The following is a 13,967-nucleotide window of genomic DNA, read 5'->3' on the forward strand; positions in this document are numbered from 1 at the left end:
CGGCGCTCCCGATTAAATGCGTCCCCATTTAATTTGGCGCCATTATGGCCACATCCCGGCCGAATCCGCGGTTTTTTGCTGCGCAGCAGGCGTAGCGCGGTATTACAATGGAAGGTTCGTGGCAGTCGCACTTTCCCAAATCAAAAAGGGGCAGGCGTCGGTCATGTTGGGTATACGCCTTCCGGCCAAATCCTGGACGCGTCCGCGTGCTTGCCCAAACCAACCCACTCTCCGACAACATCTACCGGCTTCTGGCCGCATAGCATGTTCGGGTTTGCGCCTAGCGCCTGCCGAACAGATTCAAGGATCATGTCTCTTACTCCGAAGATTATCTATACCCTCACCGATGAAGCTCCGGCGCTTGCAACCCGTTCGCTGCTGCCCATCGTCCAGGCTTTCGCCAAGCCCGCAGGCATCACGGTCGAGACCCGCGACATCTCGCTGGCAGGCCGCATCATCTCGGTCTTCCCCGACTACCTCGAAGACAGCCAGAAACTGGGCGATGCCCTGTCGGAACTCGGCGCCCTCGCCGTCCAGCCCGAAGCCAACATCATCAAGCTGCCCAACATCAGCGCGTCCATGCCGCAGCTGAAGGCCGCCATCAAGGAACTCCAGGACCAGGGCTACAAGCTGCCCGACTACCCGGACGCTCCCGCCAACGACACCGAGCGCGACGTCAAGGCCCGCTACGACAAGGTCAAGGGCAGCGCCGTGAACCCGGTCCTGCGCGAAGGCAACTCCGACCGCCGCGCCCCGCTGTCGGTCAAGAACTACGCCCGCAAGCACCCGCACAAGATGGGCGCCTGGTCGGCTGACTCCAAGTCGCACGTCGCCCACATGAGCGAAGGCGACTTCTACGGCACCGAGAAGTCGGCGCTGATTTCGGAAGCCGGCGACGTCAAGATCGAACTGACCGCCGCCGACGGCGCGAAGACCGTCCTGAAGGAAAAGACCCCGGTCAAGGCCGGCGAGATCATCGACGCCGCCGTGCTGTCCACGGCCAAGCTGAAGTCCTTCCTGCAAGCGCAGATCGACGATGCCCGCGCCACCGGCGTGCTGTTCTCGGTGCACCTGAAGGCCACGATGATGAAGGTCTCCGACCCGGTCATCTTCGGCCACGTCGTGTCCGTGTTCTACAAGGACGTGCTGGCCAAGCACGCCGACGCGCTCAAGCAAGCCGGCTTCGATCCCAACAACGGCATCGGCGACCTGTACGCCAAGATCCAGTCCCTGCCCGCCGACAAGCAGGCCGAGATCACCGCCGACATCGACGCCGCCTACAAGACCCTGCCGCAGCTGGCCATGGTGAATTCCGACCGCGGCATCACCAACCTGCACGTGCCCAGCGACGTCATCGTCGACGCATCCATGCCCGCCATGATCCGCGACTCGGGCAAGATGTGGAACGCCGAAGGCAATCTGCAGGACGCCAAGGCCGTGATCCCCGACCGCAGCTACGCCGGCGTCTACCAGGCCGTCATCGAGGACTGCAAGCGCAACGGCGCCTACAACCCGGTCACGATGGGCAGCGTGCCCAACGTCGGCCTGATGGCCCAGGCCGCCGAGGAATACGGCTCGCACAACAAGACCTTCGTCATCCCGGCTGCCGGCACCGTGCGCGTCACCGACGCTTCGGGCAAGGTGCTGCTGGAACAGGCCGTCGAAGCCGGCGACCTCTGGCGCATGTGTCAGACCAAGGACGCCGCCGTGCAAGACTGGGTCAAGCTGGCCGTCACCCGCGCCCGCGCCACCAAGACGCCCGCCGTGTTCTGGCTGGACGAGAACCGCGCCCACGACGCGCAGATCATCGCCAAGGTCAAGCACTACCTGAAGGACCACGACACCAGCGGCCTGGATCTGCGCATCCTGAGCCCGGTCGAAGCCACCAAGTTCTCGGTCAAGCGCATCCGCGAAGGCCTGGACACCATCTCGGTAACCGGCAACGTGCTGCGCGACTACCTGACCGACCTGTTCCCCATCATGGAACTGGGCACCAGCGCCAAGATGCTGTCGATCGTGCCGCTGGTCGCCGGCGGCGGCCTGTTCGAGACGGGCGCGGGCGGTTCCGCCCCCAAGCACGTGCAGCAGTTCCTGGAAGAAGGCTTCCTGCGCTGGGATTCCCTGGGCGAGTTCATGGCCCTGGCCGAATCGCTGGACCACCTGGGCCGCAGCTACGGCAACGCCCGCGCACAGGTCCTGGCCAAGACGCTGGACCTGGCGACCGCCAAGTTCCTGGACGAGAACAAGTCGCCCGAGCGCAAGGTCGGCGGCCTGGACAACCGCGGCAGCCACTACTACCTGGCCATGTACTGGGCCCAGGCCGTGGCCGCGCAGACCGACGACCGTGAACTGGCTGCCCTGTTCGCGGCGCCGGCTCGCGCGCTGGCCGACGGCGAGGACAAGATCCTGGCCGAACTGAAGGCTGCCCAGGGCAAGCCCGTCGACATCGGCGGCTACTACCAGCCCAACGAAGCCCTCGCCAGCCAGGCCATGCGCCCCAGCGCCACGCTGAACCAGGCCCTGGCCTCGATCGCCTAAGCCTCCGCTGCCGCGCCTCGGCGCGGCAACAAAAAAAGGCCGGCAGCCCCAGGGCTGCCGGCCTTTTCCTTTGCGCGCGCCTAGCGCTGCGCTTCGCGGTGCCGCAGCTGGCGCACCTGCAGGAACTGAAGCGCGACGGGAATCAGCGACAGGCCGATGATGATGACCGAGACCCAATGCAGGTTGGCCCGCACCCACGGGATCGAACCCAGCCAGTAGCCGGCCAGCAGCATCGACGAGCACCACAGGATGCCGCCGATGACGTTGTAGGTGTAGAACGTGCGGCGCGGCATCTGCGACAGGCCGGCGACGAACGGCGCCAGAGTCCGGACGATGGGCACGAAACGCGCCACGGTGATGGTCATCGCGCCGAAGCGCGCGAAATACGCGCGCGCCCGCTCCATGTGATCGGGCTTGATCCAGCGGCTGCTGGCAAGCCTCTGCCCCCAGCGAGAAGATCCTATGGAATAGTTCAGCGCATCTCCGGCGATGGCGGCAGCGGTGATGGCCGCCAGCGAAATGGCCGGATCGACGCCGGCCAGCCCCAGGAACGCGCCCGCGGCGAACAGCAGCGAATCGCCGGGCAGGAATGGCATCACCACCAGGCCCGTTTCCACGAAGATGACCGCGGCGATGATCGCGGTGCCCAGCACCCAATTCTGCGCCAGCACCTCCATCAGGCCCTGCTCGCTGGTCAGCCAGGAAAACACTTCAGTAATGCTCATGATCGAATCTTTGAATCAAGGTTTGGCCTGCGCCGGCGCCGCCGGCATGCCGGCGCACATGCGCTGGCGGGACGCGGCGTCGATATCGATGCGCCAGACGAACCGCTTCCCGACGGACAGCCTCGGCGCCACGCCGGCGAGTACCGGATAGCGTCCGCCGTCGTCTTCCTGGCCCCAGATCCAGAAGCGCGATCCGTCCGCCGCTGCGCACATGCGCACGCGCATGTCGTCGGCGCCGATCAGCACGCGCTTGCCCATCACGGGGTCGAACTGGGCGGCGTCGTACAGTTCCTTGCGCCAGTTGTCGCGCTTGGGGATCTCGGGGTTCTGCCAATCGTCGACGATCCAGGCGGGTTCCTTGGCCTGGGTATAGAAACCCAGGTCGAAAGGCAAGGTATGCAGCGCCATGTGGATGTCCTGCGGCTGCATTTCCTTGCGCAATTCCCTGGCCAGCGGCCCGGCGCTGCCGCGCGGATTGGACGACGCGACGATGACCGCGGCCAGGCAGATCACGGCGGACACCCCGACGGCGATCCAGGCGCCGCGCCGTTTGCCGTCCGCCCAGGCGGGCGCGACCCGTTCGCAGATCAGGAACGCCAGCGGCGGGAACACCGGCAGCACGTAGCCGATCAGCTTGGAATTGGGAATCGAGAAGAACACGATCACGACCGCGATCCAGATCGCCATCAGGCGCCGCAGGCCCTGCGGATCGGACTCGCGCCAATAGGCCGGCTTGAAGATCGAAATGCCCCACACCGACCACGGCAGCGACAGCCCCGCCACGATGGGCAGGTAGAACCAGAACGGTTGCGCGTTGTTGAAGCCGCCCTGCGAAAAACGCTCGAACTGCTGGTAGACGAAGAAGTACTGGTAGAAGCCGGGATGGCGCAATTCCATCAGCCAGAACCACGGCACCGCCACCAGCGCGAACGCCAGCAAGGCCGGCACCCACAGCAAGGCGCGCACGCCGGGCCAGTCGCGGCGCAGCAGCAGCCAGGCCAGCACGATGGCGCCGGGCAGCGCCACGCCGATCAGCCCCTTGGCCAGCACCGCCAGCGCGGCCAGCACGCCCGTGGCCACCGCCATGGCGCGGAACGGCCGCCCCGCGGCGCGGCGCAAGGCGGTGTCGGCCGCCGCCAGCACGCACAGGGTGATCATGCTGGCCACCAGCATGTCCATATTGGCGAACTGGGCGGCGCCAAAGAACAGCGGCATCATGCCCAGGATCACCACGGCCCAGCGCGCCTGCGCGGCATTGCGGTAGCGCGCCACGAAGGCGTAGAGCGCGGCGCCCGCGCTCCAGGCGCCCAGCAGCGAAGGCAACCGCGCGCTGAACTCGTGCACGCCGAACAGCACATAGCTGATCTGCGCAAGCCAGTAGTACAGCGGCGGCTTGTGGAAGTACGGCATGCCGTCAAGCAAGGGCACCATGGGCGAGCCGCTGCGCAGCATTTCCCAGGCCACCCCGGCATAACGCCCCTCGTCGGGCAGCGTCAGCCAGCGCGCCCAGGCCAGCGCCCCCAGCCACAGGGCCAGGCAAGCCAGCACCAGCCAGGCGGGCCAGGCACTGCGGCGCGCCCATAGACGGCGCTGGACGGAGGCAATGTGCTGCGGAGGTGCTTCGGGACGGGACGCTAGTCGCATGAGGAGCCGGAAAGGGTTCAGGAAAATGCAAGATTGCGCGCAGTATCGCCAGGCGCGCGTCAAGCTTTCATGAAATTTCCAAAAAATTTGCCTGCCGCCTACGTCGGATGCAGCCGGTCCAGCCTGAGCCGCTCGCGCTCGTCCGTCAGGCGGCGCATGGCGCCATAGGCCGCCGCAATCGCCGCCATGCCGCTGGCGCCGCATAGCAGGAACATCAGCAGTATCTGGTACTTTGCGGCCTCGATCGGATCCATGCCGGCGATGATCTGCCCGGTCATGATGCCCGGCAGGGTGATGATGCCGGCGGCCGACATCTGATTGATGCTGGGCACGATGCCGCGCCGCACAGATTCGCGCAGCAAGGACGAAAACGCCTCGTGCACCGTCGCGCCCAGGGCCAACCGCGCCTCGATCGCCAGTTTCTCGCGCCGCGCGCCGGACAAGACCCCGTCCAGCGCCAGGCTGGCCGCGTTGAGCACGCTGCCCAGCACGATGCCGATCAGCGCGATGGTGTAGCGCGGGTCGTACCAGGGGTCCGGACGCAGCGCCGTGTTCAGGATGAACAGCACCGTGATGACCGTGGTCCCCGCTACCGCCATTGCGCCCACCCAGCCGTTGCCGCGTTGCGTCAACCTGGCCTTGGGCCGCGCCGCCACCTCCCGCGCCGCCAGCGCCATCATCACCGCCACCACCAGCGCCGTCAGCCAGGGCGCGGCATGCGCGAACACGATGCGCAAGATATGGCCGACCAGCAGCAGCTGCACCACGGTGCGCACCGCGGCCCACAGCACCTGCCGCTGCAGGTTCAGGCGCAAGGCAAAGGAGATGCCCGCGCTGAGCAGCACCAGCAGCGAGGCAATGGCCAGGTCGGAGGCCTGCAGTTTGATCACGTCCATAGCGGTTCCAGCCTGCCCTGCTCCATGCGCCAGGAACGGCGCGCCAGACGCTGCGCCTGCGCCGGGCTGTGCGTCACCATCAAGATCGCTGCCCCGCCGTCCAGGTAGCGCCGCAGCTCCGCTTCCACCTGGTCCGTGGCGGCCTGATCCAGCGCGGCGGTCGGCTCGTCCAGCAGCAGCACGCGGGGCGCCAGCGCCAATGCGCGCACCAGGCCCAGGCGCTGGCGTTCGCCCGTGGACAGCTCATGCACCAGCGCGTCCAGCTTGTCAGGCGACAGCCCCAGGCGTTGCATGATGGCCAAGGCCTGGGCGCGGTCCGTGAAATGCCGCAGCACCAGATCGTCCCACCAGCCTGCTTCCGCCTGGCAGTACATGACCTTGCGGCGCCATTCATGACCCCGCATGCCCGAGCGCGGGCGGCCCTCAAGCAGCGCTTCGCCATGCCCGGGGTCGAGGTCGGCGATCTGGCGCAGCAGAAGGGATTTGCCGGAACCTGACGGCCCCATGATGGCGGCGCATTCGCCTGCGGCCAGGTCCAGGCCGACGGGCGCAAGGCGTTCGCTATAGATACCGCGCAGCCTGAGCAGCGGGTGCGCGTCGGTGGTGGTGTTCGGCATGGATACAGATCTTAGCCCGTGGCGTCCCGGTCCGCACCCGGAACCACCTCGGTGATGCGTTAATCTCAAGCGCCCATCATGGCCCGCTGGCGTGCGACGATAGCGCGACGCAGCCCGTACACCGGCGCGCCTTTTCAGGAGTTTCGATGGAAGTTTCCTTGAGTGGCAGAATCGGCGGCCCCGAGGCCGGCGTCGCCTGGCTTGCCGGCATCGTCCAACTTCGGCCGAAGCTGAAGTCCGCCCTGGCCGACCTGTCCGTCGCCGGCCTGCGGACCCTCGACGTCGAGTTGTGGATCGGCGGCAGCATCACCGACTACGGACCACAAGGCTTTTCTTCCAGCGCCAGGTACTACGCGAAGAAGGAGTCCTTGCTGCTTGCCATCTCCGTGCCCAAGGCGGTGGCGGCGGCCTCCCCGCAAGAGCGTCCGGAACAAGCCCTGCAGGGCTGGCTGGCCGACGGCTTCACTTCCGCCAAGCTCCCGCGCAGTGCCCAGAAGCTGCCTTTTGCGCTCATTGCAGAGACGGTCCGCTCGTCCTTGGGCATCGCCCGGCGGTGACAGGAGTGTTTGCGAAATGAAAAAGCCCGCCTGAGCGGGCTTTTTCCTGCGACGCCGGCGCCTCAGAGCATGTGCGCCAGGAACTCGCGGCTGCGCGCCTCTTGCGGAGCGTGGAAAAAGTCCGCCGAAGGCGCTTCCTCGATGATGCGGCCTTCGTCCATGAAGATGACCCGGTGCGCCACTTCGCGCGCAAAGCCCATTTCATGGGTGACGACCAGCATGGTCATGCGCTCGTCGGCCAGCTGCTTCATGGTGCGCAGGACTTCGCCGGTCAGCTCCGGATCCAGCGCCGAGGTGGGTTCGTCGAACAGCATGATGTCCGGTTCCATGGCCAGCGCGCGGGCGATCGCCACGCGCTGCTTCTGGCCGCCGGACAGGCGCGTCGGGTAGTTGTCGCGCTTGTTCAGCAGGCCCACCTTGCGCAGCAGCTCTTCGGCCTTGGGCACGATCTGGGCGCGGGTCATGCCCTTGACGGTGATGGGCGCCTCGATGATGTTCTGCAGCACGGTCATGTGCGGGAACAGGTTGAACGACTGGAACACCATGCCCATCTTGCGGCAGATGCGGCGCACGTCGGCGTCGCTGGCGTACTGGCTGCGTCCGCCCGGCACGGCGCGGGCCATGGCCTCGCCTTCGACCTCGATGCTGCCCTCGTCGATGGTTTCCAGGTGGTTCAGGCAGCGCAGGAAGGTGCTCTTGCCGGAGCCGGACGGGCCGATCACCGCGACCACTTCACCCTGGCCCAGGCTGAGCGATACCCGGTCCAGCACGCGGTTGGGGCCGAACGACTTGATGATTTCGCGGGCCTCGATCATGACGGGACGCGCGGACGGAGAATTACTGGTCATATTTGGCATAGCGCTTTTCCATGTGCTGGAAGAACCACGTCAGGATCAGCGTCATGATGAGATAGAAGGCGGCGGCGACCAGGAACGGCGTGGTCGTGAAATCGCGCTGCACGATGCCGCGCGCCGTGCGCAGGATGTCGTTGAGCGCCAGCACGTAGATGAGCGAGGTGTCCTTGACCAGGGTGATGGTCTCGTTGCTCATGGGCGGCAGCACCCGCTGCACCATCTGCGGCAGCACGATGCGGCGCAGGGTCTGCAGATAGGTCATGCCCAGGACCTTGCTGCCCTCGTACTGGCCGCGGTCCACCGACTGGATGCCGGCGCGGAAGATCTCGGCGAAATAGGCCGCGTAGTTCAGCGCGAAGGCCACCACGGCGGCCGGAAAGTCCGGCAGGCGGATGCCGATCACCGGCACGAACGGCAGCGCGAAGTAGATGAACAGCATCTGCAGCATCAGCGGCGTGCCGCGCATGAGCCAGATATAGCCGTTGACCAGGCTGCTGGCCAGGCGCCATTTGGAGATCCGCACCAGCGCCAGCACCAGGCCCAGCGGGACGGCCAGCGCCAGCGTGATGAAAAACAGCGTCAGGGTGACTTTCGCGCCTTGCGCCAATGGCCCCAATAGGGAGAGAACGTAGTCCATGCAGTGGGTTCGCGCCGTCAGCGTCGGTGGACGCCGGGGCTGGATCGATTCATGAGTAAGCCCGCCTGGCGCCTTGGCGCCGCGGCGGGCTGCGAAATACAGGCCGGGACGCCCGCGCCGGATGGCCGCGGACGCCGCCCGCCCCTTACTTGATGATGTTGGCGCCGAACCACTGGGTGGCGATGCGGCCGGCGGTGCCGTCCTGCTTCATCGAATCCAGGGTCTTGTCCAGCTTGCCCAGCAGCTCGGTGTCGTCCTTGCGCACGCCGACGCCGTAGTCTTCGGTGCCGAAGTTCTCGTCCAGCACGCGGTATTCGCCGGCGCGCTTGCTGATCAGGTAGCGGCCCACCACTTCGTCCACCACGATGGCGTCCAGGCGGCCGGCGGCCAGGTCCATCAGCGCGGTGACGTTGTCGCCGAACTTCTTCACTTCCTTGATCTGGGCCGCGACCGGGTCCTTGGCGATGGCGTCGGTGGCGCTGCTGCCGTCCTGGGCGCCCACGACCTTGCCAGCCAGGTCAGCCTTGGCCTTCACGGGCGAGGCGTTGCCGACGATGATGATCTGGTGGTTGGCCATATAGGGCGCGGTGAAGCTGATGTTCTTCTTGCGCTCTTCGGTGATGGTCAGGCCGTTCCACAGCACGTCGACGCGCTTGCCGTTGAGTTCGGCTTCCTTGGCGCTCCAGTCGATGGGCTTGAACTCCACTTCCAGGCCCAGGCGCTTGCTGGCTTCCTTGGCCATGTCGATGTCGAAACCGACGATCTGGTTGTTCGAATCGCGGAAACCCATGGGCGGGAAGTTGTCATCCAGGCCGACCACGACCTTCTTGGCGGCGGCAGGCGCCTGCGCGCCGGCGGCGGGCGCATTGTCGCTGGGGCCGCAAGCCGTGAGCAGCGCGGTGGCGGAAGCGAGGAGTACAGCTGTCAGTTTTTTCATCGTTATGGATGCGCCGGGCGCAAGAATGAAGAATGCCGGAATGGCCAGTCAAAAAGCCGCGAGCCGGTATTTTATCCTCTTGCGGGAGCGCAATCCGTCCCCTGGGGCGACATTGCCCCACAACCCGCCCCAGACGCCGCCCGCGCGGCGCCCGGACGCCCTGCTCTTCAATCCGGCTTGATCCCGGCCGACTTGATCAGGGTTTCATAGCGGCCGGCCTCTTCCTTCATGGCAGCCAGCGTGGCCTGGGGCGTGGAGCCGCGCACCAGCAGGCCGCGCGCTTCGTAGGTCTGGCGAAACGCTGGATCCGCCGTGACCGCCGTCACCGCCTGGTTGATCCGCGCCACCAGCGCATCCGGCGTCTTGCCCGGGGCGAACAGGGTAAAGACCGTGGACGGAATGCTGCCGGCCTTGCCGCCCGCCTCCTGCAGCGTCGGCACGTCGGGCATCATGGCGGCCCGCTGCGAGGCGCCGGCGACCAGCACGCGGATCTTGCCGGCCTTGTACTGTTCCGACACCGCCAGGCCGCCCGCCATGACGCTGTCCACGTCGCCCGCCATGGTCGCTGTCATGGCTGGCGCCACGCCCTTGAACGGCACATAGGTGAACTGCACGCCCTCGGCGCTGGCCAGCATGGCCATGCCCAGATGGTTCACATGGCCCTGGCCGCCGGTGCCGACGTTGATGCGCTGCGGATTGGCCCGGGCGTAGTCGATGAATTCCTTGTAGGTCTTGGCCGGAAAGGCATTGCTGACCGCCACGTACAGCTGGACCTGGCCCAGGTCGGTGACGGGCTTGAAATCTTCCTGCCAACGGTACGGCACCTTGGCATATAGAAAGGGATTGGTCTCCAGCGCCAGCCGGTCCACCATCAACAGGGTATTGCCGTCGCCCGCCGCCTTGGCGACGTAGTCGCTGCCGATGATGGCGTTGGCGCCGGGGCGGTTCTCCACCACCACGGTCTTGCCGCTCTCCTTGAAGAGGCGGTTGCCCAGGTCGCGCGCCAGCACGTCGGGTTCGGTGCCGGGCGGATACGGCACCACGATCTTCACGGTGTCCGACGGCCAGGATTGGGCCGCGGCCTGGGTAGCTGGCAATAGCGCCAGCGCGGCCCACAAGACGGGTTGCAAACAACAACGGTACGGCGATCCCATGGTACTTCCCCTTGTATATGTCGTTTCCCGGAAGCGTCCGGCGACTGAGTTGCCGCTCCGAGCCAGGACGAACCCGGGCGGCTGGAAATCCAGATCAGGACCGGTCCGCTTCACCAGCGGCCGATCAGAATGCCCATCATCCGTTCGTGCGCATGCGTGCGCTCGCGTACTTCCTCGTCGGTTTCGGTGGCGCGGCGCTTGAGGCCTTCGTGCCAGTCCAGCAGTGCGGAACGCATCCGTGCCGCCACCGGCGCCATGCCCGGATCGGCGCCCAGGTCATGCAGTTCGCCGGGGTCGTCGCGCAGGTCGAACAGTTGCGCGGGATAGCCCTGCCAATGCAAGTATTTGTAGCGCTCGTCGCGGACCATGAGACCGGTGCACTCGCGCTCACCACGTCCCAGGAACAGGCGCGCCTCGCGGTAGGCGTAGTCCAGGCTGCCCACCACGTACTCGCGCGCGGGCGGCGCGGACTCCGACACGCCGCGGATGCCCGGCAGCAGCGAGCGGCCCTCGATGCGGTGCTCTTGCCCCGGCAGCGCCAGCGCCTCCAGCACCGTGGGGACGATGTCTATGCATTCGACGAAGGCTTCGCTGCGCGTGCCGCGGGTCGCGTCGGCGGCGGGCGCCGGGTCATGGACCAGGCAAGGCACGCGCATCGCGCTCTCGTAGAAGTACTCCTTTTCGCCCAGCCAGTGGTCGCCCAGGTGGTCGCCGTGGTCGGAGGTGAAGAGGATCAGCGTGTCCTTCAGCCTGCCGCTGCTCTCCAGGTAGTCCAGCAGCCGGCCGACCTGGTCGTCGATCTGCTTGACCAGCCCCATGTAGACCGGCCGTATGCTGCGCCAGACCTCGTCGCGGGCGAAGGACTCCGACTCTTCCAGCCGCTGGTAGGCGCCATGCACCGGATGCGGACGCTCGCGTTCCGCCTGCGAGCGTACCGGCGGCGCACAGTCTTGCGCGCCGTACATGGCGTGGTAAGGCGCCGGCGCCTTGTACGGCCAGTGCGGCTTGATGTAGGAAAGATGCAGCGCCCAGGGCTGGTCGCCCTGCCCCTGCATGAAATCCAGCGCGCGGTCCGTGAGATAGGCCGTCTCGGAGTCCGCCGCGTCCACGCGGGCAGGCAGCGGCGCGTTGCGCATCAGCCAGCCGCTGGCGATGCTGCCGTCGGCGGCCTGGCTGCCCACCACGTAGTCTTCCCAGGGCCGTTCGCTGTCGTAGCCGCGTTCGCGCAGGTAGCGGCGGTAAGGGCTGTCCTTGGCCAATTCGAAATGGCCGTCGTAGCGCTCGATGGGCACGAAGCCGCCTTGCAGGAAACGCTGTTCGTCCTCGGCCGAATAGCCTTTGCCCCGCAATCCGGCGCGATCGGGCACGAAGTGCGTCTTGCCCAGCAGGTGCAGCGGCAGGCCGGCCTGGGCCAGGTATTCACCCAGGCACCATTCGTCCACCGGATGCGGCACGCGGTTCCAGGTGACGCGGTGCGACAGCGGATAGCGGCCGGTGTAGTAGGACGCGCGCGACGGGCCGCAGACCGCGGACGTCACATAGGCCCGGTCGTACTGCACGCCCATGCGCGCCAGCCGGTCGATGTGGGGCGTGCGCAAGGCGCCGGCTCCGCCATAACAGGACAGGTGGTCCGCGCGCAGCTGGTCGCACATGATGAACAGCACGTTGCGGACCGGGCCGTTCCCGGATTGGACAGGCGCGTTCATGGCTGCGCTCCGTTCAGCATGGCCCCGGGCGCATGTGCCGGACTGCTTGCCTGCGCCGCGGGCTGGCTTGTGGCCTGGGCGGCGCCCGGCACGAAGCGGGCGGCGTAGCGGCCCAGGGCATCGGCCGCGTCCTCGCGCCGGCCCAGCGCCGCGACGTAACGGTCCGGACGCACCAGCACCCAGTCGGCGCGGGTGCGCTGGAACCAGAAGTGCAGCGCGTTTTCCGTGTCCTGCAGCACGGGCAAGGCCCCGGCCTGCAGCTCGTCGGGATCGCAGCCGCTACGCGCGCGCTGCGCCGCCACGTAGCGGCAGCCCAGCTTGTCGAGCTGCGCGCGCAGGGCCGGCGGCAGCCCGGCGCGCGGATCGCGGCGCCAGCCTATCAGGGCGAAGCCCGCGCCCAGCGCTTCATCCAGGCGCAGCGTGGCGCCGTCCTCGCCTTCCACCAGCGGCTGGATGAACATGCGGCCGATGCACTCGCGCTGCGTCCTGTCGGCGCTGTCGCCTACCACGCCGCTGCTGTAGCGCGGCATGGGCTTGAACTTCATCTGCAGCACATAGTCGCGGATTTTCGGAATGTTCCGGATCGACAGGAAGAACGTGTCGCGCAGCGCCGCCAGCACGGGATTGGTCTGCGACAGCATGGCGCCGAACATGTCGGCCAGCGAAATCATGGCGCGGGCATGGCTGTGGCGTTCGTCGTGGTAGCTCTGCAAGGCGGCCGGGTCCAGGCGGCCCTGCACGATCCAGGCCACCTTCCAGGCCAGGTTGAAGGCGTCGCGCAGGCCGGCGTTCAGGCCCTGGCCGATCCAGGGCGGAGTCAGGTGCGCGGCGTCGCCCGCCAGGCAGACCCGGCCCGAGACGAAGCTGCGCGCCACCCGCGAATTGTGCGTATAGACCCGTGCGCGAATGACGTTGAGCCTGGTCGGATCGGCGACGTGGTGGCGCAGCAGTTCCTGCACCTTTTCGGGCTGCAGCATCTGCTCGCCGTCCTCACCGGGAAACAGCATGAACTCCCAACGCCGCAGGCCGTAAGGCAGGCGCAGGCAGACATAGGGGCGGCGCGGCTCGCAATGCAGCGCCGTGTAGGGCGCGTCCAGGGGGTCCTGGTCGCATTCGATGACTACCCATTTGCGCGGATGCGTGTTGCCGTCGAAGGGCAATTGCAAGATGCGCTCGCGCACCGTGCTGCGCCCGCCGTCGGCGGCCAGCAGGTATTGCGTGCGGATCTCGCGCTCGGCGCCCTTGGCATCGCGCACCCGCACAGAGACGCCGCGCTCGTCCTGCGTCAGCGACAGCAGCTCGGTGCCGAGTTCCAGCGCCACATGGGGAAAGCGCCGCAGCCCGGCGCGCAGGGTGCGCTCGCCCAGCGGCTGCGAAAACAGGTTGCGGCGATACCAGCCGAACTCACGCGTGGCCGGCAGGATCTCGGCGAAGCAACGCTTGGTCCGCGTGTACATGCGCATGGGCACGTTCTGGATCATGTCGCGCAGCATCTCATCGGCCAGGCCCGCGCTCTGGAACGTGCGCATGGCCTCGTCATCCAGGCCCACCGCGCGCGGATAGTCCAGCACGTCCTGGTTGCGTTCCAGCACCAGCGTTTCCACGCCATAGCTGCCCAGCAGATTGGCCAGCGTCACGCCGACCGGCCCGGCGCCCACAACCAGCACCGGCACTTCTACGATATGCGCCATCTCGGCTCTCC

General features: G+C 67.0%; 12 protein-coding genes. 2 read left to right on the forward strand and 10 right to left on the reverse strand.

Translation table 11 applies throughout. The features are described from left to right. Positions 1-309: 309 nt before the first annotated feature. A complete protein-coding gene (locus NGK62_RS21520; RefSeq protein WP_059379731.1) occupies positions 310-2,538 on the forward strand; it encodes an NADP-dependent isocitrate dehydrogenase in 2,229 nt (742 codons plus the stop codon). Between the two features lie 80 nt (positions 2,539-2,618). On the opposite strand, the gene NGK62_RS21525 is transcribed toward NGK62_RS21520, so the two are convergent. The 4 genes from NGK62_RS21525 to NGK62_RS21540 form a co-directional block, all read right to left on the reverse strand. Then, the gene (locus tag NGK62_RS21525; protein ID WP_251880227.1) at positions 2,619-3,263 is read right to left on the reverse strand and encodes a VTT domain-containing protein; all 645 of its coding nucleotides are present in this window, start codon (positions 3,261-3,263) and stop codon (positions 2,619-2,621) included. Positions 3,264-3,278: 15 nt separating this feature from the next. After that, positions 3,279-4,907, reverse strand: a complete 1,629-nt coding sequence (locus NGK62_RS21530) for an ArnT family glycosyltransferase (RefSeq protein ID WP_251880229.1) — start codon at positions 4,905-4,907, stop codon at positions 3,279-3,281. Between the two features lie 98 nt (positions 4,908-5,005). After that, positions 5,006-5,803: an ABC transporter permease gene (locus tag NGK62_RS21535; RefSeq protein ID WP_251880231.1), complete on the reverse strand. Its 798-nt coding sequence runs from the start codon at positions 5,801-5,803 to the stop codon at positions 5,006-5,008. Then, positions 5,794-6,420 carry an ABC transporter ATP-binding protein gene (locus tag NGK62_RS21540; protein WP_118931986.1) on the reverse strand — a complete coding sequence of 209 codons (627 nt, stop codon included), beginning with the start codon at positions 6,418-6,420 and terminating at the stop codon, positions 5,794-5,796. Before NGK62_RS21540 ends, NGK62_RS21535 begins: the two co-directional genes overlap by 10 nt. Positions 6,421-6,578: 158 nt before the next feature. Between NGK62_RS21540 and NGK62_RS21545 the strand changes: the two genes are divergently transcribed. Next, positions 6,579-6,977 carry a hypothetical protein gene (locus tag NGK62_RS21545; RefSeq protein WP_251880233.1) on the forward strand — a complete coding sequence of 133 codons (399 nt, stop codon included), beginning with the start codon at positions 6,579-6,581 and terminating at the stop codon, positions 6,975-6,977. Between the two features lie 62 nt (positions 6,978-7,039). Here the strand turns inward: NGK62_RS21545 and NGK62_RS21550 are convergent, their stop codons facing one another. From NGK62_RS21550 to NGK62_RS21575, 6 genes are all read right to left on the reverse strand, one after another. After that, the gene (locus tag NGK62_RS21550; RefSeq protein WP_251880925.1) at positions 7,040-7,792 is read right to left on the reverse strand and encodes an amino acid ABC transporter ATP-binding protein; all 753 of its coding nucleotides are present in this window, start codon (positions 7,790-7,792) and stop codon (positions 7,040-7,042) included. A gap of 22 nt (positions 7,793-7,814) precedes the next feature. Beyond that, positions 7,815-8,468 (reverse strand): amino acid ABC transporter permease, encoded by a 654-nt coding sequence (locus tag NGK62_RS21555; RefSeq protein ID WP_054454544.1) that lies wholly within the window; start codon positions 8,466-8,468, stop codon positions 7,815-7,817. 145 nt (positions 8,469-8,613) lie between these two features. Further along, the gene (locus tag NGK62_RS21560; protein WP_118931983.1) at positions 8,614-9,405 is read right to left on the reverse strand and encodes an amino acid ABC transporter substrate-binding protein; all 792 of its coding nucleotides are present in this window, start codon (positions 9,403-9,405) and stop codon (positions 8,614-8,616) included. Positions 9,406-9,572: 167 nt separating this feature from the next. Beyond that, entirely contained in the window at positions 9,573-10,535 is a 963-nt protein-coding gene (locus NGK62_RS21565; protein ID WP_223283322.1) for a Bug family tripartite tricarboxylate transporter substrate binding protein, read from the reverse strand. Positions 10,536-10,669: 134 nt separating this feature from the next. Then, a complete protein-coding gene (locus tag NGK62_RS21570) occupies positions 10,670-12,265 on the reverse strand; it encodes a sulfatase-like hydrolase/transferase (protein WP_251880235.1) in 1,596 nt (531 codons plus the stop codon). Continuing rightward, positions 12,262-13,956: a bifunctional 3-(3-hydroxy-phenyl)propionate/3-hydroxycinnamic acid hydroxylase gene (locus NGK62_RS21575; protein WP_118931980.1), complete on the reverse strand. Its 1,695-nt coding sequence runs from the start codon at positions 13,954-13,956 to the stop codon at positions 12,262-12,264. Before NGK62_RS21575 ends, NGK62_RS21570 begins: the two co-directional genes overlap by 4 nt. Positions 13,957-13,967 lie beyond the last annotated feature (11 nt).

The sequence above is a fragment of the Achromobacter sp. Marseille-Q4954 genome, from assembly GCF_943737025.1.
Classification (GTDB): Bacteria; Pseudomonadota; Gammaproteobacteria; order Burkholderiales; family Burkholderiaceae_B; genus Achromobacter; species Achromobacter bronchisepticus_A.